The organism is Clostridium autoethanogenum DSM 10061 (genome assembly GCF_001484725.1).
Classification (GTDB): domain Bacteria; phylum Bacillota; class Clostridia; order Clostridiales; family Clostridiaceae; genus Clostridium_B; species Clostridium_B ljungdahlii.
Genome location: NZ_CP012395.1, coordinates 3,173,442 through 3,196,726, shown reverse-complemented (window position 1 = coordinate 3,196,726; position 23,285 = coordinate 3,173,442). Strand labels below are relative to the sequence as shown.

General features: G+C 30.2%; 20 protein-coding genes and 2 riboswitches. Of the genes, 5 read left to right on the top strand and 15 right to left on the bottom strand.

The annotated features are described in order from the left end of the window. Window positions 1-27: 27 nt before the first annotated feature. The 6 genes from purH to purE are packed head-to-tail and all read right to left on the bottom strand — an operon-like array spanning window position 28 to window position 5,833. Complete coding sequence (gene purH, locus CLAU_RS14450) at window positions 28-1,527, bottom strand: bifunctional phosphoribosylaminoimidazolecarboxamide formyltransferase/IMP cyclohydrolase (protein WP_013237524.1); 1,500 nt, start codon at window positions 1,525-1,527, stop codon at window positions 28-30. 20 nt (window positions 1,528-1,547) lie between these two features. Beyond that, window positions 1,548-2,162 carry a phosphoribosylglycinamide formyltransferase gene (gene purN / locus CLAU_RS14445; RefSeq protein WP_013237523.1) on the bottom strand — a complete coding sequence of 205 codons (615 nt, stop codon included), beginning with the start codon at window positions 2,160-2,162 and terminating at the stop codon, window positions 1,548-1,550. Continuing rightward, the gene (gene purM / locus CLAU_RS14440; RefSeq protein ID WP_013237522.1) at window positions 2,150-3,145 is read right to left on the bottom strand and encodes a phosphoribosylformylglycinamidine cyclo-ligase; all 996 of its coding nucleotides are present in this window, start codon (window positions 3,143-3,145) and stop codon (window positions 2,150-2,152) included. Before purM ends, purN begins: the two co-directional genes overlap by 13 nt. 13 nt (window positions 3,146-3,158) lie before the next feature. Continuing rightward, a complete protein-coding gene (gene purF, locus CLAU_RS14435) occupies window positions 3,159-4,604 on the bottom strand; it encodes an amidophosphoribosyltransferase (protein WP_013237521.1) in 1,446 nt (481 codons plus the stop codon). Between the two features lie 40 nt (window positions 4,605-4,644). Then, entirely contained in the window at window positions 4,645-5,352 is a 708-nt protein-coding gene (gene purC / locus CLAU_RS14430; RefSeq protein WP_023162921.1) for a phosphoribosylaminoimidazolesuccinocarboxamide synthase, read from the bottom strand. A 1-nt stretch (window position 5,353) separates the two neighbouring features. Next, window positions 5,354-5,833: a 5-(carboxyamino)imidazole ribonucleotide mutase gene (purE, locus tag CLAU_RS14425; RefSeq protein ID WP_013237519.1), complete on the bottom strand. Its 480-nt coding sequence runs from the start codon at window positions 5,831-5,833 to the stop codon at window positions 5,354-5,356. Window positions 5,834-5,971: 138 nt separating this feature from the next. Continuing rightward, a riboswitch (purine riboswitch) is annotated at window positions 5,972-6,074 on the bottom strand. Between the two features lie 166 nt (window positions 6,075-6,240). On the opposite strand from purE, the gene CLAU_RS14420 reads away from it, so the two are divergent. Next, window positions 6,241-6,873, top strand: a complete 633-nt coding sequence (locus CLAU_RS14420; RefSeq protein ID WP_013237518.1) for a GDSL-type esterase/lipase family protein — start codon at window positions 6,241-6,243, stop codon at window positions 6,871-6,873. 146 nt (window positions 6,874-7,019) lie between these two features. Next, window positions 7,020-7,211, top strand: coding sequence for a hypothetical protein (locus CLAU_RS14415; RefSeq protein WP_013237517.1), 192 nt, complete (start codon window positions 7,020-7,022; stop codon window positions 7,209-7,211). 100 nt (window positions 7,212-7,311) lie between these two features. On the opposite strand, the gene CLAU_RS14410 is transcribed toward CLAU_RS14415, so the two are convergent. The 8 genes from CLAU_RS14410 to CLAU_RS14370 form a co-directional block, all read right to left on the bottom strand. Continuing rightward, a complete protein-coding gene (locus CLAU_RS14410) occupies window positions 7,312-8,412 on the bottom strand; it encodes a GerAB/ArcD/ProY family transporter (RefSeq protein WP_023162920.1) in 1,101 nt (366 codons plus the stop codon). 243 nt (window positions 8,413-8,655) lie between these two features. Next, window positions 8,656-9,816: a Ger(x)C family spore germination protein gene (locus tag CLAU_RS14400; RefSeq protein WP_023162918.1), complete on the bottom strand. Its 1,161-nt coding sequence runs from the start codon at window positions 9,814-9,816 to the stop codon at window positions 8,656-8,658. Continuing rightward, window positions 9,813-11,345 carry a spore germination protein gene (locus CLAU_RS14395; RefSeq protein WP_013237514.1) on the bottom strand — a complete coding sequence of 511 codons (1,533 nt, stop codon included), beginning with the start codon at window positions 11,343-11,345 and terminating at the stop codon, window positions 9,813-9,815. Before CLAU_RS14395 ends, CLAU_RS14400 begins: the two co-directional genes overlap by 4 nt. 240 nt (window positions 11,346-11,585) lie before the next feature. Beyond that, a complete protein-coding gene (locus CLAU_RS14390; protein WP_013237513.1) occupies window positions 11,586-13,022 on the bottom strand; it encodes an NCS2 family permease in 1,437 nt (478 codons plus the stop codon). A gap of 77 nt (window positions 13,023-13,099) precedes the next feature. Then, a riboswitch (purine riboswitch) is annotated at window positions 13,100-13,200 on the bottom strand. Between the two features lie 57 nt (window positions 13,201-13,257). Further along, window positions 13,258-13,467, bottom strand: coding sequence for a hypothetical protein (locus CLAU_RS14385; protein WP_013237512.1), 210 nt, complete (start codon window positions 13,465-13,467; stop codon window positions 13,258-13,260). A 279-nt stretch (window positions 13,468-13,746) separates the two neighbouring features. Beyond that, the gene (locus CLAU_RS14380) at window positions 13,747-15,420 is read right to left on the bottom strand and encodes a TaqI-like C-terminal specificity domain-containing protein (protein ID WP_023162917.1); all 1,674 of its coding nucleotides are present in this window, start codon (window positions 15,418-15,420) and stop codon (window positions 13,747-13,749) included. 55 nt (window positions 15,421-15,475) lie between these two features. After that, the gene (locus tag CLAU_RS14375; protein ID WP_023162916.1) at window positions 15,476-16,864 is read right to left on the bottom strand and encodes an MATE family efflux transporter; all 1,389 of its coding nucleotides are present in this window, start codon (window positions 16,862-16,864) and stop codon (window positions 15,476-15,478) included. Window positions 16,865-16,914: 50 nt separating this feature from the next. After that, a complete protein-coding gene (locus CLAU_RS14370) occupies window positions 16,915-17,355 on the bottom strand; it encodes a MarR family winged helix-turn-helix transcriptional regulator (RefSeq protein ID WP_013237509.1) in 441 nt (146 codons plus the stop codon). 186 nt (window positions 17,356-17,541) lie between these two features. On the opposite strand from CLAU_RS14370, the gene CLAU_RS14365 reads away from it, so the two are divergent. Then, window positions 17,542-18,780 carry a S1C family serine protease gene (locus CLAU_RS14365; RefSeq protein ID WP_023162915.1) on the top strand — a complete coding sequence of 413 codons (1,239 nt, stop codon included), beginning with the start codon at window positions 17,542-17,544 and terminating at the stop codon, window positions 18,778-18,780. A 549-nt stretch (window positions 18,781-19,329) separates the two neighbouring features. Here CLAU_RS14365 and lgt read toward each other — a convergent pair. Beyond that, window positions 19,330-20,100 carry a prolipoprotein diacylglyceryl transferase gene (gene lgt / locus CLAU_RS14360; protein ID WP_013237506.1) on the bottom strand — a complete coding sequence of 257 codons (771 nt, stop codon included), beginning with the start codon at window positions 20,098-20,100 and terminating at the stop codon, window positions 19,330-19,332. 360 nt (window positions 20,101-20,460) lie between these two features. Between lgt and CLAU_RS14355 the strand changes: the two genes are divergently transcribed. Next, window positions 20,461-21,234 (top strand): GDSL-type esterase/lipase family protein, encoded by a 774-nt coding sequence (locus tag CLAU_RS14355; protein ID WP_013237505.1) that lies wholly within the window; start codon window positions 20,461-20,463, stop codon window positions 21,232-21,234. A 103-nt stretch (window positions 21,235-21,337) separates the two neighbouring features. Next, entirely contained in the window at window positions 21,338-23,245 is a 1,908-nt protein-coding gene (locus tag CLAU_RS14350; RefSeq protein ID WP_013237504.1) for an ABC-F family ATP-binding cassette domain-containing protein, read from the top strand. Window positions 23,246-23,285: the final 40 nt, after the last annotated feature.

Below are 23,285 nucleotides of genomic sequence, written 5' to 3'. Positions count from 1 at the left end.
TGACTTATTTTTCAAATGCCTTAAAAACTAATGTTTAAAATGTCTTACCCCTGTAAACACCATAGAAATTCCATTTTTATTACATTCATCTATAGAATCCTTATCTTTTATGGAACCTCCTGGTTGTATTATAGATTTTATTCCATGTTTTGCTGCTTCACATACTACATCACTAAATGGGAAAAATGCATCTGAGGCAAGTACTACCCCATCTCCTGCCCTATCAAGTGCCTGGCATGCAGGCCATATTCTATTTACCTGTCCTCCACCAATTCCTTTAGCCATAAAATCTTTAACTACTACAATAGCATTTGATTTTACGTATTTACAAACCTTCATTCCAAATATCAAATTATCCATTTCTTCTTTTGAAGGTTTCTTTTCTGTAACTACTTTAGTCTCATCTACCAGCTTATCATCAAAAGATTGTACAAGTATCCCACCATCTAATTTTGATATTTCAACACCATTAGTAGGTTTTACATCACACTTAATTATTCTTAGATTTTTCTTTGCCTTTAATATTTCAACTGCATCCTTATCAAAATCCGGTGCAATAACTATTTCAACAAAAATTTTAGCTATTTCCTCTGCAGTCTTTGCATCTAATTTTCTATTTACAGCTATAATGCCTCCAAAAATAGAAGTAGAATCACACTCATAAGCTTTTACATAAGCCTCATGTAAGTCTTTACCAAGGGCTACACCACAAGGAGTATTGTGCTTAACTGCAACACAACATACTTCCTCAAATTCATTTACTGCCTTCCAGGCCATATCCATATCTCTCATATTATTATATGAAAGTGTCTTACCACTTAACTGTTCAAAATCCTTCATAGGAGCTTTTCCTACAGTTTCTGTGTAATAAGCTGCACTTTGATGTGGATTTTCTCCATATCTCAAGCTTTCAGATTTTTTATAAGACAAGCTTAAGTATTCTGGATATTCATCTTCAAGTAGGAAGTTACTTATAGCTCCATCATAGGCAGACATTAAATTAAATACCTTACCTGCAAGTTTTCTCCTAAATTCATATTTCACGTCTCCAGAAGTTTCTATTTCGTTAATTATTTGTGAATAGTCATTTACATCTGTAACAACTATTACATCTTGAAAATTTTTAGCTGCAGCTCTTATCATAGTTGGACCGCCAATATCAATAAACTCTATTTTTTCATCAAAAGTTATATTATCACATACCTTGTCGAAAAAAGGATATAAATTTACGACTACCATATCTATTGGTTTTATGTTCTTACTTTTTATAGTATCCATATGTTCTTTATTATCTCTTTTGGCAAGTATACCACCATGTATAACTGGATGAAGTGTCTTTACTCTGCCATCTAGTATCTCATCAAATCCAGTAACTTTAGATACTTCTGTAACCTTTATATTATTTTCTACAAGGTATCTATAAGTTCCACCTGTAGATATTATTTCAACTCCCCTATTTATCAAAAATTTTGCTAAATCCAATAATCCATTTTTGTTATAAACACTTATTAATGCACGATCTATCATAATTTGCACCTCCAATTATTTTAATTACAAACTTTTACTATTCTGTTCTCCACCACTATTTTGTTTTCAGAAATAAGTTTGATAACTTCAGGAAGGGCTTTATGCTCTTCTTCTAATATTCTCTTTTGAAGCATTTCTGGAGTATCTTCAAAATATACAGGAACTGTCTTTTGAATTATTATAGGACCACTGTCTGTACCCTCATCTACAAAGTGTACAGTGCAGCCTGATACTTTGACTCCATACTCAATTGCCTTTTCATGAACCTTTATGCCATACATACCATCTCCGCAAAAAGACGGTATTAAAGAAGGGTGTATATTTACTATTTTATTTCTAAATTCTGAAATCAGCTCTCCTTTAAGTATGGAAAGCCATCCTGCGCATACTATTAAGTCAACTTTGTCTTTAAGCATCTTTAATATTTCCTGAGAAATATTAGACTTATGTATTTTCTTATCTAATACATAGGATTTTATATTATGCTTTTCAGCTCTTTCTAAAGCATAAATTCCAGGTCTGTCACCTATGACAGCTTCTATACTGCAGCTTTTTATATATCCGCTCTCAACTGCATCTATTATAGACTGAAGGTCAGTACCTCCTCCAGAAACCAAAACTGCTATTTTAAACATACTGCTTTTTCCCCTTTTTTTACACTTCCTATTATATATGCCTTTTCACCCATTTTATTTAATTCTTCCACTACGTTTTTAGCATCTTTATTATCTACACATAGTACAAATCCTATTCCCATGTTATAGGTATTGTACATCTGCTTTTCTTCTACACCTAGTTCCATTAAATGCTTAAATATAGGTGGCACTTCAAAACTCTTCTTATCTATAACTGCAGTAAAATCATCTTTAAACATTCTAGGTATGTTTTCAAAGAATCCCCCTCCAGTTATATGAGCCATAGCTTTAATTTTAAATTTATCCAAAAGTTTAAGTACAGGTTTTACATATATCTTTGTAGGTGTTAAAAGTACTTTTCCTATAGGCGTACCCAAAAAGTCCTCATCAAAATCTTTTACAATTTTCCTTACTAATGAATATCCATTACTGTGAACTCCACTAGATGCTATTCCTACAAGGACATCTCCTTCTTCTACTGTACTCCCATTTATTATATTATCTCTTTCCACAACTCCTACGGTGAATCCTGCCATGTCATAGTCTCCCTTGGAATAAAAGCCAGGCATTTCAGCAGTTTCTCCACCAATTAGGGCACAACCTGCCTGAATACATCCATCTGATACGCCTTTAACCAAATCTGCTGCAACTTCTGCTTCTAAATTAGAGCAAGCTAGGTAGTCTAAAAAAAACAGGGGTTTTGCACCATGACATAAAACATCATTTACACACATAGCCACGCAATCTATTCCCACTGTATCATACATTTTCATTTGAAATGCTATTTTTAACTTTGTTCCTACTCCATCTGTTCCAGATACAAGTACTGGATTTTTATATTTACCAAGTTCAAACATACCTGCAAAACTTCCAAGTCCATTTAAAACTCCTGGTATAAAAGTCTTAGATGAATATTCTTTCATAAGTTTTACTGACTTATATCCTTCTTCAATATTTACACCGGAATCTTTATATGTTACCACAGCAAACCACCTCTTACTCTAAATAATTTTTATCTTTTTCTATAGGTACAGATATTGGGTATATTCCATTAAAGCACCCTAAACAATATCCTTTTGACTCAGTACATTGAAGGGATTTCAAAATTCCATCTATACTTATATAGCCTAAACTATCTGCTCCTATTTTATCCCTTATTTCCTCTATTTTTGCATTAGAACCTATAAGTTGAGACCTATAAGGGGTGTCAATGCCAAAATAGCAAGGATACTTAACTACAGGAGATGAAACTCTAAAGTGCACTTCAGTAGCTCCAGCTTTTCTAAGTATTTCTACAAGTTTTCCACTGGTAGTTCCTCTAACTATGGAATCATCAACAATTACCACTCTTTTTCCCTCTACATTTACCTTTAGAGGGTTTAACTTTACAGCTACTGCTTTAGACCTAAGTTCTTGGGATGGAGCAATAAATGTTCTTCCTACATATTTATTTTTTATAAATCCTATAGCATAAGGTATTCCCGATTCTTCTGAATATCCAAGAGCTGCTGGTATTCCCGAATCAGGGACACCTATAACCACATCTGCTTCTACTGGGTTTTCTCTATAAAGTATTCTTCCTGCTTTAACTCTTGATGTATATACATTTATATCATCTATAGTACTATCTGGTCTTGCAAAATATATATATTCAAAAGAGCAGGTTTCACATTTTGTCTTTTCTGCAAAATTTATAGATTTAATTCCATCATCGTTTATAATTACAATTTCTCCAGGCTTTACATCTCTTATAAAATTTGCTCCTATAGAATCCAGGGCACAGCTTTCAGAACAGAGTATATAATCTCCGTTTAATTCGCCTATACAAAGTGGTCTTATTCCATTGGGATCTCTTACACCTATAAGCTCATTTTCCGTTAAAATAGTAATGGCATAAGAACCTTTCACTGCCTGAACTGTATCTACTACAGCTTTACCTATATCTCTCTTAGCCTCTCTTGCAATAAGACTTAAAATAACTTCTGAATCTACAGATGTCTGAAAGATATATCCTGCGTCTTCTAAAAGTCCTCTTATGACATCTGCATTGACCAAAGTACCATTGTGTGCTATAGCAATAGATCCAAGTTTATACTTCACCATAAGCGGCTGGGCATTGTTTAAAGTACTAGAGCCTGCTGTAGAATACCTTACATGACCTATAGCACTTTTCCCTTTAAGTCCTTCTAATATATCCTTATTAAATACATCTGCTACAAGTCCCATCCCTTTATGATACTTAAATTCACTTCCATCAGAAACTACAATACCTGCACTTTCCTGCCCCCTATGCTGGAGAGCATATAGTCCATAATAAGTTAAAGATGCTACATCTATATTGTTCTTAGAAAATATTCCAAATACACCGCATTCGTCCTTGAATTTATCTTCCTCCAAATCAATACAGGAGCAAGTATTAAATTTATCATTTAAAGTGCACATTAAAAATTCTCTCCTTTTAACCATAAAATTAAGGCAGCTGCTAATTTTTACTTATTCTCTTCAATATTTCTACATAGGCTTCTTTTACATTTCCCATATCTCTTCTAAATCTATCTTTATCTAATTTTTCATTAGTTTTTGCATCCCATAGTCTACATGTATCTGGTGATATCTCATCAGCTAAAAGTATTTTTCCATTGAATTTTCCAAATTCCAATTTAAAATCTATTAATTTTATTCCCTGTCTTAAGAAAAATTCTTTTAAAATATTGTTTATAGATTCTGTCATCTTATATATAGTTTTAAGCTCATCAAAAGTAGCAGCTCCAATTCCAACTGCATGATAATCATTTATAAGAGGATCTCCAAGTTCATCATTTTTATAGCTTAATTCATATACTGTAGTTTTAAGTGCGCTGCCTTCCTCTAGTCCCAATCTCTTTGCCATACTCCCTGCTGCTACATTTCTAACAATTACTTCTAGAGGAACTATTTCTACCTTTTTACAAAGTTGTTCTCTATCATTTAATTTTTGCTCAAAGTGAGTTTCTATACCATGTTTTTCAAGCAGCTCAAAGAGCATTGAAGTAATTGTATTATTTAATACTCCTTTATCTGATATTTGTCCCTTTTTCTCTCCATTAAAAGCTGTAGCATCATCTTTATAATAAATTATTACCTTGTCTTTGTCTTCTGTCTCATATACCTTTTTTGCTTTTCCTTCATATATCATTTTTCCTTTTTCCATATTATAATTCCACTCCTTTTCCATTTTCATTTATAAACTTTTCTTTCATATTTTTTCTATATTCAATTAATTTCTTTTTAATTTCAGAATATTTAAGTGCTAAAATCTCTACTGCCAGCATGCCTGCATTGTAACTGTTATTTATTCCAACTGTAGCTACAGGTATAGATTTTGGCATCTGTACTATTGAAAAGAGAGAATCAAGTCCAGAAATAGCTGCATTAAGTGGAACTCCTATAACTGGAATAATTGTATTAGCTGCAATAACTCCTGGAAGGTGTGCTGCAAGACCAGCACCTGAAATAATACATTCACAGCCTTCTTCTTCTAATTTTTTTACAGTTTCCAAAAGCTTTTCCGGAACCCTGTGAGCTGATAAAATATATGCCTCATATTGAATATCAAATTCTTTTAAGGCTTTGGCAGCTCCTTTCATCTTGTCAATGTCGGAACTACTTCCAAATATAATTGCTACTTTCATATTCGTCCTCCTTAAACAACAAATGTTAGATCATATCACCAAAAGTATAATAAAAAGGTTTCAATAAATCTACAATTGAGAATCTATGTGAAACCTTAAGCTAGTCACCTTAACTAAAACTTGATATAAAAACATCTAGCTTTAAATAAAGTTATCCATAGCTGTGAGAATTTTACGGTTCCCTGTAGATACTCCTAAACCTCATTATTAGGATTATATGGATATTCTATTCATTTATTTATGATATACTTATATTATCATATCAAATTATATAATTCAATACGTTCAATCTAATTTAACGCATAATATTCGTATATTTTGAGATTGTAAAAAATTATATAGTTGTAATGTTCATACCATATCGAACATTATTTTACGTTTTAAAACTGAAAGGAGATTATTTACCTATGAAAATGGTATGTATAGGAGACAGCTTAACTGCTGGATATGGTGTTTCTAATAGTGAATGTTTTGTATCCATTCTAAGAGAAAAACTTCAAATAGATATTTTAAACAAAGGAGTATGTGGAGATACGGCTTCGGGATTGCTGTCACGTTCTTATAAAGATGTAATTCAAAATAATCCTAGTCATGTACTCATTATGGTTGGATGTAACGACTTTATGACTGGAAGATCTCTAAAACTAGTAACAGATAATTTAAAAGAGATCATAAAAGAATCCTTATCTGCAAAAATAATTACAATAATAGGCATAGAACCTCTCGTATACAAAAAATTAGCTAAGGAAAAATGGGATAGTACTTTAGATTATGAGAAAGTAAGTGAGCTAGAAAGTGAATACAGAAATTGGATAATAGATTTTTGCACTAAAAATAGTCTTTTTTATGCAGACTTTTATAGCTGCTTTCAGGAAAAATTAGAAACAAACACCAAGGACGATTTGTTTATAGATGGAATTCATCCTACAGCACTAGGCCATAAATTAATAGCAGAATGTATACAAAAAACACTTACTCTGATAGAAGCACAAAATGTATATAAAAAAATACTTACTTTCAAAGAAGTACATAAAAAATAATATTTTACAGGCTACTCTTTATTGAATTTTTTTGTATATAGTGCTATACTAAAGATAGAAATTCAGCATATATATTACACTTAAAAAGTTATATATCATATAATATATTAAACGTTAGCACTATATTATAAGGGGGATTTGTTAAAATGAATACTACCTACTGTTTTTCTAAAATACCAGAAGACTTACAAAAGCAAATTGAAAATTTAATAGAAAAATCCGGAATGCCTGCAAAAGAATTCATAAATGCATTAGCTGAACACTATGATGTAAAATACTCCAATATATCACCTGCAGCAATTGATTATTCAAATTACTGGAATAGTTTTGTAGACTAAAAATGTATAGCTGTTATACTAAATGTGTAACAGCTTTCTTACAAAAATACAATTCTTAAGTTTAAAAAGTATGAAAGTATGGTATTAGTTAATGCATTTTCTAAAATACCTTTGGTTTCGATTTATTTGATTTTAATTTTATCTGTGAAATAATCAATGTTACTATCGGTAAGATTACTTGAAACGGAACAGCATAGTAAATGTATATATTATTAGCCCAGTAAAGCATTTCTATAGTATTATTATATAGTATTTGTGATAAATTTATCATAAGAAGTCCTATGGGACCAACCATTATTCCGTAATTATTTATATTGAAAATTTTAGCAGTTCCAGTTGATGCTGCATACAAGCACACACTTACCTTAATAAATCCCATGAGTACAAATATTAATGCAACAATAATTTCAAATCTTTCAATAAAATCACCTATTTTTATCGTTCTTGTGGATGTAAATTGGGGAAAATATAAATCTGTAGTTGTTTGAGAACCTAAAACAACTACATTATTAATAGAAGACAATAAAAGAAATATACCACTTATTAACAATGCTTTAAGAAATACTTTAAATATTTTCTTTTTATTTCTAAGTGAATGAAAAACTGTGGTAAAGATAATTGATTGAGTAAATGGAAAAGAAAAAGAAGAAAATGCTCCTAGCAAAACCTGCTTTGTATTATTATATAATATAGGTTTTAAATTTATAAAGTGGGAATTAGTATAAAGAAGAGCTATGATAATTATTGTAATTACCATAATCAATGGTAAAAAAAACATAGCTAAACGACCTAAAACTTCAATGCCAGATTTTACAGTCCAAATACACAATAGACCGAGAAAAATAGCAAAAATAGATTGAGGCGTTTCAGGCAATGAAACTACATTTACAAATTCAGAAAAAACTCTTATTACTAAAGCACCCAAGTGGAATACATACCAGATAAATAATACTGAAATTACTTTACCAATTTTTTTACCAAATACATACTGAAAAATATCATACAGATCTTTTTCAGGAAAATTATTAAGTAGCTTTGAATAAACAACAATCATTGGCAGTGACATAATTATTCCAAGTGCTATGGATATCCAAGCATCTTGTTTCGCATTTTTAGCAACTTCTAGCACAATAGAAGTACCAATTAAGAACATAGACATTATACATATGCCTTGAGAATTAGATATTATTTGTCTATCCACATATTTCTCTCCTTTCAATCAACCTTGTAACTTAAATATGAATTCAATGATTTTTTTTATAGGTACTGCCGGACTGGGTACATTAATATGAAAGACAAACAATACATCAAGTACAAAAGAAAATAGTATAAAAGTTGTATAAACAATAAACACTTTCCAGTTTTTATTGTTAGTTACTGGAATAAGATCATATATAATAAAAAGTGTTATTATAAACAAATATAAAACAAATAGCATTATAAGTTACATTCCTCTTTGAATAGTTTTTGAATTAAGTCCGCTGTTTCTAAGCTGAATTTCAATATTTATGTTTACATTCATGTTTTTAAAAGTATCGTCCCATTTATCTTTAACATCATTCCAAACTGAAGGTATGTCGGATTTTATATGTTTGCCAAATCCAAAAATATCTGTTTCATAGTTATTTTGAACCTTGTTAACTGTATTTCCTATCGATACTTTTAGTGATTCTTCAGCTGCTTGTTTAAGCCTTTGACGACCACTTTCTTGAATAAAATTTTTACTTCCCTCGATTTCTGCTATTGATGCATCTACCCTAATATTCATATTGATACTAAGCTTTCCATTCTTATGTATGGGTTTTATTTTTGTTTTACTTCCAAATATTTCTAAAGTTATATTGGTTATCTGATTCCCGTCTAAAATTTTTTCAGCCAATAGCCCTTTATCAATCTGATTAGCTGCAAAAAGAAAATATTTTGATTCATCTGTATTTAAAGATCCAACAAGCTTATCACCTTTAAACACAGCTGTACCAATTAATTCTACAGTACGCTTACCATTAATTGTTTTTATATCATAAAGAGGTAAAACTGGTGATATATCATTTCCTTCAATATTATTTATAATCTCATAAACCCTAGCTATAGGTGCATTTGCAAGTGTTCTCTGATGTTCTATCATTTTAGCAATATCAAAAGATTTTAAATTTGAGGTTATAGTTTTGCTCTGCAGTATTTCCTTTGCAAGGTTTTTATTTGAAATTAATACATACATTTCTTCTCTCATTTCAGCATCTCTGTAAGGTAGATCAAGTGCTGGAATAATGCCTTCTTCTGCTATATCTTTGCTTATAATAAAAATTTTTGCATGCCCCCAATGTAATTTATTACCAGTAGTATTTATCATATTTCTCATTGCATCAAATATAGTATTTCCTTTTGATTCAATTATGTTTGATACTGCTTTAGCTTCTTTCCCGGACATTTGAAAATTCAATATTTCTGCATTTACCACATATTTATTGTTTTTTTTATCTTTATCCAGTGAAAGTCCTGTTACAAGTGAATATTTTTCAATATCTACATAATTCCAACATCCACATAATGTTACTGAAGATAATAACACTAATAAAATAGAAAGTATCCTTCTTTTGATTTTCAACTTTTCTTACCTCCAGATGACCTTCTTACTAAGTTGCTAGCAGCAATGAACTTTGGACGGTATTTCATATAAAACCAAGGTGCTCTTATTGCTGTATCTTTTAAATCTTCAGGGTTTAATGTCATAAGACTGAGCATATAAGGTACTCCAAAGGAACGCATTTTAAATAAATGAATCAGTATACCTATTATTCCAAATACAAAACCATATAATCCTAATATAGAAGAAAGCATTAATAATATTATTCTTAATAAAATAGAGCCACCTTTAATTTTGGGAATTGCAAGTCCTGTTATTCCTGTAAGTGCTATGATAATTATCATTGGTGCACTTACAAATCTCGCATCAACTGATGCCTGGCCTAATACTAATGCACCAACTATGCTAAAAGCTTGCCCAATTTGATTTGGCATTCGCACACCAGTTTCTCTGAGAATTTCAAATGCAATCAACAGCAACAAAGCTTCTAACGTAATGGGAAATGGGATGCCTTGCCTTGCTGCAGTTATACTTATAACTAATGGTGTTGGTATTGCTTCAATGTGAAAGGTGGTTAATGCTATAAAAATTGAAGGCAAACTTATAGTTATTATAAAACTCAGTATTCTTAGTAATCGGCTTATTGAAGAAAAATAAAAATTAATATAGTAATCATCATTAGACTGAAAAAGTTCAATAAAAATATGCGGAACAGTTAATGCAATCGGGGTACCCTCTACTATGATTGCAATACGGCCCTCCAATAATTTTGCTGCAACAATATCAGGTCTTTCAGTGCTGCCTATTGTCTTAAATGGTGAAAAAGGTTCATCATTGATAAGCTCTTGTATGTAGCTAGAAGCTATAATACCATCAATGTCAATGCTTTCTAATCTTTTATTTAACTCATTAAGTATTTTGTTATTAACTATACCGTTTATATAACATAGGCATATTTTTGTTTGCGTTTGTGTACCTAATACTCTGACCTTAAACTTTAATTCGGGAATTAACAGTTTTCTTCTTATCATAGAAAGATTCACCATAAGAGATTCTGTAAATCCTTCTCTCGGTCCCCGCAGGATTTTTTCTCCTTCCGGTTCTTCAATAGCTCTAGGTTTCCATCCAACGGTACTTATAATTAAAGCTTCTGATGTGCCTTCTAAAAAAAGAACGGTATTACCATTTAAGATTGATTCAATAATTTCATTTACATCCTTAGTTTTATTTACATTATTTGAAAAAATTATGTGATTTAAAATATTTTCAACGTTACTATTTTTTTCGTTTAAGTATGTATTTTCAATTATTGGCTTTATAATATTAGCGTTTATTGTTTCACTATCTATCATTTCCTGAAAAAAGATTATACAGCATTTAACATTGTTGTTTTTCTGGTTTTCAAAATATCTTACAATAAGTGTATCATTATCATTAAAAATATCTTTAATTAAACTTATATTTAGCTGAATGGAATTACTAATTATGCAGTTTTTTGTATAGTTTTGGTGTGAAATTTTATTATTGGCTTTTCCATTTTTATTACGCATATTTATAATAGACCACCTTAATATATAACTTTATAATATTATTTATCAAACTTGTATACAATATACATATTTACATATTGATTTTTTATAAATAAATCAAAAAAAAAAAATAGCAAAATTACATTAGAAAAAACAAAAAACATTTAGATATTTCTAAGTTACTTCAAAAACAAAAATAAGAGCTATTTATAGCAATTTTTCAAATTGCTATAAATAGCTCTTATTTTTGTTTATTTATAATTATGAAAGCATAGCAAATCTAAATATGAATAAAGCTGCAAGTACATATACTATTGGATGAACTTCCTTATATTTTCCTGTAACTATTTTAACTATTGGATAAAATATTATTGCTGCTGCTATACCATTTGCTATACTATAACTAAAAGGCATAAATGCTATAGCAAAGAAAGCTGGAAGTCCTTCTGTAAAATCACTAAAGTCTATTTTAGTAACTACTCCAATCATAAGTGCCCCTACAATTATAAGTGCTGGAGCTGTAGCTTGGGTAGGAACTATTCCAACTAGTCCACTAAAGAATAATGAAAGTATAAATAGTATTCCAACAACACATGATGTAAGTCCTGTCCTACCTCCTGCAGATACACCTGAAGTAGATTCTACATATGTATTAACAGTACTTGTTCCTAGCATTGAACCAATAGTAGTTGCAAGGGAATCTGCAAAAAGAGCCTTGTGCATATTTTTAACTCTTCCATTTTCATCAACCATACCAGCTTTTTCAGCTGTTCCAACAAGTGTTCCTATAGTATCAAACAAATCTACTAAAGTAAATGTTATGACTACCATAATTATGCTAGTTAAACCTCCAACTACACCTGCTTTTCCTATTCCCAAAAGTCCCTTAAAATCAAAAGCAAAGAACGTAGGTGCAAGTGATGGTGGTGCACTTACAACTTTTATTCCCGTAAGATGTGTCACTCCTAAAGGTATACCAACTATAGTAGTTAATATTATTCCTATTAAAATTGATCCTTTAACATTTCTTGCCATAAGTATAACTGTAATTAAAATACCTATAATTGCTAGTAAAACGGGTGCACTAGTAAGTTTTCCAAAAGCAACCAGTGTAGAAGGATCTGATATTACAATTCCTGCATTTTTTAGACCTATAAGAGCTATAAAAAGTCCGATACCTCCTGATATAGCAAGTTTTAAATTAAATGGAAGAGCATCTACAATTTTTTCCCTTATGGAAGTTACTGTTATTATAATAAAAATTATTCCTGAAACTAAAACTGCTGCCAATGCTTGATGCCATGTATAATGCATACCTAAACAAACGCTGTAAGTAAAAAATGCATTAAGTCCCATTCCTGGTGCCTGTGCAAAAGGTAGATTTGCATAAAGTGCCATTATGAAAGTTCCAACAGCCGCTGCTATACAAGTTGCCGTAAATATAGATCCTACAATAGGATCATTTATTGCAGATAACCCGGCTTTAACCGCTGCATCTCCCATAAGTCCATGCACATTCATTCCTGCCTGCATAAGTATAGTTGGATTTACAAAGATTATATAGGCCATAGTAATAAAAGTAGTAACACCTGCTAAAATCTCTGTCTTTACAGTAGTATTGTTTTCCGGCAATTTAAAAAATGATTCTAAAAAAGATAAATTGCCACCGTCATTTTTGTTCGCTTTTTCAACATTCATGTAATTCCCTCCAAAATTAAAAAATTTCTAACATGAATTATGGGATAATCCAAGTTAGAAAATAGTTAAAAAATACCATTTTCACGGAATCCACTCATAGTCAAGGATTTTTGGTACCTTGGTAGATACTCTTGAACCATATTATCAAGATTATACGAATGTTCTGCTAAAAAAATTATTTAATGTACGTTTTTATATTATCATCTTGTTCATAATAAGTCAACATTTTTATAAACTATCTCTTGCTAAAATGTAAAAATCCAAGTATAACAACAAATATTAAAAAAGGCAGCGAAAATACTATTTTAAAAGCAAATCCTATAATGGCCATTATAAAAGCTAGAAATATAACTATGCCTACAAGTGGAAGCACTATAATCCCTAACAAAGAAAATACAATATACACAGCAAAAATTGCAAATAAAATTCCAAATAATGTAATCACAAATTGTCCCCCTATCCACTATTTTATTTAGATACTTATCAAATCTAAAATTCATTAAAGCTTAAAATTTTTCATATTTCTTATCATCCTTAATAAATATATTAGGGAGAATATAACTAAAAATCAAGTACTTTTTTGTATAAATTTATTGTATACAGAATGTGAAACAGCACATATAAAATTTTTAAAGAACAAAGTATAAAATTAAAATATCAAATTTTGAACCTTGTTATTTTAAAAAGATTTGCTTCGCATTATTTTTAAACTGCGAAAGTTGAGTTAATTATTTTCAATATCATTTAATATAATTCTTCTATAATTATGATCAATATTATATAATTCAAATATCTCATCATCTAATATTTTCTTCAACATATTTTTTTGATCATTATCATTTATAATTTTGCAAACTAATTTTTCTATGTCTTCTTTAGCTTGTCTGCTGCAATGTCTTATTGGTATTTCATCCAAATTGCATTTTTTAATTTGTGGAATAGAATTAGAGTTGGTAATTAAAAAATTTAAATAATACCATTGAATTAACTCTGAATTCAATATTGCCAAAATATACTGAGGTGAAAATTCCTCATTTGTACTTATTATTCCATATAGAGATTGTTCTATTATACGTCCCTTATCATCTAAAGCTGCTATTAAATTTTTTCCAGTTTTCCTTATTACTAATTTATTTTTAAAAGTAAGTTTTTCTATATTTTTAGTTCCGCCTATTATGTTTTCAGGCACAAAATCATAATAGTAATTGTTTAAAACTCGAAACTTTTTTATATTTTCCCCTTTTAATACTTCAACCTGATGTTGATTTTTTTTAACAGGAGTTATTTTTTTACTATAACCTATAAATCCTGTAAAAGTCTTGGAAATGCTTTTTAATTTGCTGCTATTTTTCTCTATACAATCCTTTATGCTTAAGTTTTGATTATAACAACAATATGTAAACTTAAATTTTGAATTTCTCAGATATTCATGCTGATACATTTCATATGTCCTCTTCTTATAAATATCTATTTCTATTTTATTTACTTTTCTATGTTTATTTTCTGCTATCATAATCATAGAATCTGTGTTTATTTCCGGAAAATATATCTCAAACACAAGATTTAATATATTATAATTTTCAAGTAAACTCTTTCTAAGTTCACTGTATTGAAGATTTCGTGACAGCCTATCAGGAACTACAAATCCAAATCTTCCTCCCGGCTTTAATATTTCCATAGACCTTTTTATAAAATACTCATACAAATTAGGTAAATATGTATTTCCATTATAATTTTCACTATAATACTTTAACAATCCATCCTCTATATTCATCTTATTCTTTCGACTTAAAGATACCCAAGGAGGATTCCCCAGTACATAATCATATTTTGTGTTCCAAAACTTAACAACAGATTGAATATTAGATTCCTTATATTTTTCTACATTATCAATTTGATTCCACTTTATAAGGCTGTTGCAGCATATGATATTGTCCTCCATATTAATGTTTATACCACTGACTTTACTTAAATTAATTTTTGTAAGCTCTACAGCGATGCTGTCTATATCTGCACCATATATACATTTCTTTAATATATGAAAGCTTAAATTTTCCTGCTGCCAATAGTGAAATCCGTCTATACTCTTTAATCCATCTTCAGTTTCAATGGTATAAGTTTTATCGTTAAAAGTATTTCTAATGGTCTCTAAATTTTGACTGAACTTTTCCATTAAAATTTCGTATACTCTTACTAGAAAATATCCACTTCCACAAGAAGGATCTAATACTTTTATAAAAGGATTTTTCTTAAGATCTAAATTTGACATAATATTCTTCACTATATAGTCAACTATGTAATGAGGAGTATAAAAACTCCCCTTCCGTTTTCTTTCTTCCTTTTCCATTGATCTTTCATACATTTCTCCAAGTATAGATAAATCACGCCACTTATGCATACCATACCTCTTTTTCTAAATTCACAGTTCACAATGCCCAATTATTGTGCATTAATTACTTTGTGAATTCTGCAGATATTTCTGGTGAAGACAAATTTTCTTTTTCATTTGAATTTAACTTCTTAATTTCAAAATATAAAAACAAAGCCGTCAATATGGAAGCTACAGCATCGGATACAGGAGCTGCCATCCACACTCCATTTAGCTTAAATATTCTTGGGAGTATAAGAAGCATAGGAATAAGAACTATTACCTGTCTTAAAAGTGCTAAAAACATAGATATTTTAGCTTTTCCTATAGCTTGAAAAAAGTTAGAGCTTACTATTTGAAATCCTATTATAGGAAACATAATCATAAATATTTTTATTCCATTTACAGTTATATTAGTCAAGTTCATATCAGACTTATTAAACATATTTACTAAAACTGTAGGGAAAACTTGAACTGCAATTCCTCCTGCGGCAGATACAAAAGTTGCTGCTGCAATTGCAAGTAGTAATGCTTTCTTTACACGTCTATGCAATTTAGCTCCATAATTAAACCCAATTACTGGCTGTGACCCTTGATTTATTCCAAATATAGGCATGAGTATCATAGTAGATATACCATTTATTATACCCATAGCACCTATAGCTAAATCTCCTCCATATATTGCTAAACTTTTATTCAATATAACATTTACCAAACTTGCAGCAACCTGCATTGCAAATGGAGACATTCCTATAGAGAAAATGCTTGCAACTATATCTTTGTTTAAACGAAGATACTTCTTTTTTATTCTAAGCATACTATTTCCCTTTAAGAAATAATAAAGTACCCATATCATGTTTATGGCCTGAGAAATTGAAGTAGCTATAGCCGCTCCTTTTATTCCAAAATGAAGTATATATATAAATAGGAAGTCCAATATTATATTACATATACCTCCTATAAGCATTGTATTCATTGCTGTCTTAGGATCGCCTTCCGAACGTATTACATTATTTAATCCAAAACCTACAGTCTGAAATGTAGAAACAGAAATTAAAATAGTTATAAACTGCCTAGCATAACCTATAGTGTTATCACTAGCTCCAAACCCCCTCAACATAGGGTCCACAAAAATAAGTCCCAAAATTGTAATTACTATAGAAACTATAATCAAAAGTACAAATGCATTTCCTAATATGTGCTCTGCTTCATCTTTATTGTTTTCTCCCAGCCTTATGGATATTCTTGCTGCAGCACCTATTCCTACAAGCATACCAAAAGCCATTATAAGTATAGATATAGGGAAAGTCAAACTTACACCTGATATAGCCATAGCTCCAACAACTCTTCCTATAAATATCCTGTCTATTACAATATAAAGTGAGTTAACTAGCATGCCAATTATAGCTGGTATAGAAAATTCCAATAGTAATTTACCAACTTTTTCATCTCTTAATTTTACTGATCTTTCCAAATTAATTCCTCCTATAGAAATAGTTAATAGCCTAAATATTTTAGGCTGTTCTACAATAAATTCTTATTCAATTTTTTCAGCCAACAAAGCATAAGCTGCTTTTCTTCTTTTGAAAACCCACTGCTTAAGGTTGCCTCTATTTCATCGTTTGCTGACATACATTTAAGCCTTATGTTTTTTCCTTCTTCTGTAAGATAAATTCTATTTATTCTGGCATCTTTAGTGTCCTCTCTTCTATCTATCCATCCCTTTGATACTAAAGTATTTACAAGCCCTGTAATGGAAGCTGGTCTTAATTGAAGTTCTTCGGCTATTTCCTTCTGAGTTAACCCATCTTCTATCCATAAGTGTACAAGTACTCCTACTTGTGATGTAGTCAAACCATATTTAGCAAGTTTACTATTATGTAAATTTGTCATATTTCTATAAATTACCCTAAGCCAATATGTTATAAATTTATCACAGGGTTCACATTTTGCTTTGCTTTCCATTTAGTTAGCCTCCTAATTAATTGCACAACCTATGTTATAATAATAAATAAGTATTGTCAATACTATTTAGTAAAATTTAAAGCAAAATTGTCACAACTCATTAACACTTCTGTCATACAACTGTAACAAAGCAACTCTATTATATATACATGAAATAAATAATAAAATTTTTTAGGAGGTACTTACATGGGTAATTTCAACAATGAATATGATACTTCAAAAATAAGTTTAAAAACTAAATTCAAAGATAAACTTAAAAGAAGTAAAAAATTTATGTCTTATATAGCTGTAGGATTAATATGCAGTATAATAGGTGGAAGTATTTCAATTGCAGGTGCCTTATATTTCATACCAACATTAGGTATGTTTAAGAGCACCCCATTATATCAAAATCTAGCTTTACAAAATACAGGAAATGAAAAATCTTCTACTATAGATGCTTCCCCTGTATCAACTGCAAAAGGCGGCCTTACCGTATCTGAAATAGCAAAGAAAGTAGGTCCTGCTGTAGTTGGAGTATCTATAAAAACTGCTTCACAGTCATCCGATATATTTGGTTTTTCTGGTAACAGTCAATCTGATGAAAGTCAATCAAACGGCAACAGTAGCGACAACCAAGATGATGGCATGGGGTCAGGTATAATAATAAATGAAGATGGATATATACTTACAAATTATCATGTTATAGAATCCGCTGAAAAAGTAAGTGTAATATTTAACAATAAAAAGGAAGCAACTGCAAAAGTAGTAAATTATGATGCAGGCCTAGATCTAGCCATAATTAAAGTAACTACCAATGAAAAGATGCCAGCTGTAGCAGAATTAGGTGATTCTAAGAATCTTCAGGTAGGTGATTCTGTAGTAGCTATAGGAAATCCTCTTGGTAAAGAATTATTAGGTACTGTAACTACTGGTGTTATAAGTGCAACAAGTAGGGATATTAAAGTTGGCGATAACACTCAAACCTATCTTCAAACAGATGCTGCCATAAACCCAGGAAACAGCGGCGGTGCACTTGTAAATTCTGCAGGTCAAGTAATAGGTATAAATTCTGCTAAAATAGGTGGAAGTGGAGTAGAAGGAATTGGATTTGCAATACCAATAGACACTGTAAAACCTAAACTAAGCGGTCTTTTGAAACCTATTTTAAAGCTAGGTATTGCAGGTAGAGATATAAATTCACAGCTTTCTCAAGCATATAATGTACCTGAAGGTGTATATGTAGCAGAAGTTCAAGAATTTAGTGCCGCAGAAAGATGTGGACTTAAGGTTGGAGATGTTATTCAAAAATTTGACGGTAAATCTGTAAAGTCTATAAGTGAAATAAATGATATAAAAGCTACTCACAAATCTGGAGACACAGTGGAAGTTGTCGTAAACAGAAATGGAAGTACCAAAAAACTGAATTTAACATTGACACAATAAAACCTGTAAATAAAAATAGATATTTTAAACAAAAATAAGATTATGCTCCGAATGTTTTTTACATCATTCAGCTCGTTAAATATTTTGATAAGTCTAAATAAAACATTTTGAAAAAGCTAAGGGCTTTTGAAAACTTGTACCTCAAACAATTCAAAAGTCCTAAGTTTTTCAGAAACTTTTTACTAAGACTTATATACAAAATATTTAAATGTGCTTCATTATTGAAAAAAACATATCTATGCATAATCTTATTTTTAAGTTAGAATGTATCTTTATAATACAGTAAATGTTTAACATCTAAAATAGAATTTATGACTAAAAGTTGACTTATACTTGGGAAATATGCTGACAAAGATGAAATTTGTCAGCATATGACCGATTATCAAGTGATTCTTAGGTTCAGATGGAGTTTGCTTATAAGAATGACTTTCTCCAGCTGAACCTTAGAAGAACTTATCCAGGCACGTAGCAGTGCTTATCCCCACTTTGATAGAAGATGGGGGTGTTAGCAATGGTAGTGATCGGATAAGTAGACTTCAGTGATAAATTCTATAATGAGTTTATATTTTTCTTGCGCTTTAAATATATGAAAAATGCTATGCTAAATACAACTCCTGCAAGACTAACTAACTGTGCTACTCTTATACTTCCAAGCATTAAACTGTCAGTTCTAAGTCCTTCTATAAAAAACCTCCCTAATGAATACAATCCTATGTATGCTGCTATTACAGAACCTCTATTATGTTTTCTTCTCAAAATATATACAAGAATTATACACACAGTTAAATTCCACAGAGATTCATACAAAAATGTAGGGTGATAATAAGTTCCATCTATAAACATTCCCTTTTGTATAAACAACGGAAATTTACTTATAAATTGATAACTTACAGATCCACCATGAGCCTCTCCGTTAAAAAAGTTTCCCCACCTTCCTATTGCCTGAGCAAGTATTATAGAAGGTGCTACACAATCAGCTAATTTTATAAAATCTATTTTTTTATGTCTGGTATATATATACGCAGCTGTAAGCCCAAATATAAGTCCTCCGTGAATAGCAAGGCCTCCCTGCCTTATATTGAACACATCTATTATATTATCCTTATAATCTTGAAATTGAAAAATAACATAGTAGGCTCTAGCTCCTATTATAGCAAAGGGAAAAGATATTAAAAAAGTATCTACTATATTATCAAAATTGTAGTTTTTGTTTTTACAATTTAATTTAGCTAAAAAAAGTGCTGCCATAACTCCTGAAGCTATCATTATACCATACCATCTTATTTGAAAGCCACTAATTGAAAATGCTACTGGATTCATAAAACATTACAACCTTTCTAAAATATAATTTTGTTATTATAATCTTATATCCAATTGTACCAATGTTTTTAATTAAATACAATTTACTCATAAAAAATAAGCACTGCCAGTTATCAGTGCCTATTTGAATAATAGAGGGGACTATTATTTTACTATTATTAAACTTTACCTAAATACATTTATTATTTTATATAATTGATGTGACAACAATATGTCACATATATTAAATAATTGTTTAGTTTCTTAATATTGTATTAACTTTTAACTTAATTTTACCTTTACCTAGGATTTATCCTACATACTTTTTATCATAATAAGTAAAGATAGATATATATATTTTAAAATTTAAGGAGAATGTCTATGCAAACTAAAAATTTACAAAAGCTGCTACTAATAATAAGTACCATAACAATATTTTCAATTATATTGTATTCAAATAATTGTTTAAAATCATCCTTAAATTCTCCACCACCTCAAACCACAAGTTTTTCAAGTAATACTGTTATTTCTGAAGATACAGATATACTGAAAAATATAAATTTGGATCCTAAAATTTATTCTGAGTATTACATTGAAAAGGTTACGACTTATGTAAATTCATACAGGGAACAAGGTAAAATAGTATTTTTAGGAGACAGTCTTACAGACATTGGACAATGGAATGAACTTCTAGATAATCCTGATATATTAAACCGCGGCATTAGTTCTGATACTACTTCTGGGGCTTTAAACAGATTAAGTGAAATCACAAAATTAAAACCTCGAAAAATTTTTATTATGCTTGGAATAAATGACATCGACAAAGGATTATCTATAGAAGAGATTATTAAAAATTATTCCAGAATAATTCAAAATATAAAAACTGATTCTCCAAGCACTTCGATATATGTAGAAAGTGTTCTTCCTATAAATAAAGATATATATAAAACCAAAACAAAAGATAATCAAATAATAAATTTGAATGCATCCTTAAATAATCTTTGTAAAAACTCAAATATACAATATATAAATCTGTATCCCCTCTTTACTCTGCCAAACCAAAATAAACTTTATAAAGAATACACTATAGGTGGACTGCACGTAAACGGAAAAGGCTATAAAGTATGGAGAGACGCTATAAAATCTTATTTGTAATAAAAAATTCCAATAAATTTATATAAATTAAATCTATTGGAATTTTTTATATTTGGGTCTAGCTCCAATACATGATATGATAAAATAAAGGATGTGTGAAAAAATGAACTTATTAACTGCAGAAAATATAAGTAAAAGTTACAGTGAAAAAATATTATTTAAAAATATATGTCTAGGTATAAATGAAGGAGATAAAATAGGTGTTATAGGTGTAAATGGTACAGGAAAATCCACACTTTTAAAGGTAATTGCAGGATGTGAAACATCAGATGGAGGTAAAATTACTAAGTCAAAAGAAGCCACTATAGGATACCTTCCACAAAATTCTGATTTTACAAATAGCAATCTAACAGTACTTGAACAGATTTTTAGGGGTACTTCTCCTGTTATGAGCCTTTTACGAGAATATGAAAAAACTCTTAAGCTTATTGAAAAAAATCCAGAAGACAAGAGTCTTCAAGCTAAAATTGGAACCTTGAACTCCAAAATGGATGCACAAAATGTGTGGGAAATTGAAAGTCAGGCTAAAACTATTTTAACCAAACTTGGAATAAATGATTTTAATGAAAAAATATCTGTGCTCTCTGGAGGTCAGAAAAAAAGAGTAGCCCTTGCATCTGCTCTTATAACCACTTCAAATATTTTAATACTTGATGAGCCTACAAACCACCTTGACGATGAAACCATAGAGTGGTTAGAAGAGTTCTTAATAAAACGAAGTGGTGCCCTGCTTATGGTAACCCATGACAGATTTTTTTTGGACAAAATAACTAATAGAATGTTTGAACTTGATAGGGGAAAACTCTATAGTTATATGGGAAACTATAGTAATTTTCTTGAAGAAAAGGCTGAAAGACTTGAAACTGAAAATGCCAATGAAAGAAAAAGGCAAAATCTTATAAGGAAAGAACTTTCTTGGATAAGAAGGGGTGCAAAAGCAAGAAGTACAAAACAAAAAGCCCGAATAGAAAGATTTGAACAATTAACTACAGAAGGTACATCTTCCAACAAATCAAAACTTAATATTAGTCTTCAAAGTACAAGAATCGGTAAAAAAGTCATAAACCTGGATAACATAAGCAAAAGTTTTGGTGAAAAGACATTAATTAAAAATTTCACTTATAACATACTAAATAATGACAGAATAGGTATTATTGGACCTAATGGAAGTGGTAAATCCACTCTTATGAATATTTTAGTTCAAAAAATTCTGCCGGACAGCGGCACTATAGATATAGGTGAAACAGTAAAGATAGGATACTATTCTCAGGGAATTTCTGATATGGATATGAACGAAAGGGTAATTGAATACATACGTGGGACATCAGAATATGCGTCAACTTCATCGGGTGAAAAAATAAGTGCTTCTGCTGTACTTGAAAATTTTTTATTTGAACCTTCAGTTCAATGGACTCCCCTTGGAAAACTTTCAGGAGGAGAACGAAGAAGATTATATCTTCTAAAAATACTGATGAATTACCCTAATGTACTTTTGCTGGACGAACCAACAAATGATCTGGATATAGAAACACTTACAATCCTAGAAGATTATATTAACGATTTTGAAGGAGCTGTTATAGCTGTATCTCATGACAGGTACTTCCTTGACAAAACAGTTGATAAAATATTTTCTTTTGAAGGAAACGGTAAAATCACTCAATATACAGGAAACTATTCCTATTTTCACAAAACTGCAAAAATATCAGAGGAAAAAATAAGCTCTAAGAAAAATACAGCTAAAAACAACTATAAGTTGCAAAAAGAAAAGCCTCTAAAATTTACCTATGCAGAACAAATGGAGTTTGACAAAATAGATGAGGTAATTGAACATCTAGAAAAATCTATATCTGAAAAGAAAATAGAAATGGAAGCTGCTTCATCTGATTATGCACTTCTTGAAGATCTCTTATCCGAAAAGAATTCACTGGAAAAAGAGCTAGACGAAAAGATGGACAGGTGGACTTACTTAAATGAACTCAATGAAAAAATTGAGCAAGATAAAAAGCACTAGACATTGTTATTAGCACTGTCTAGTGTTTTTTTCTATCAAT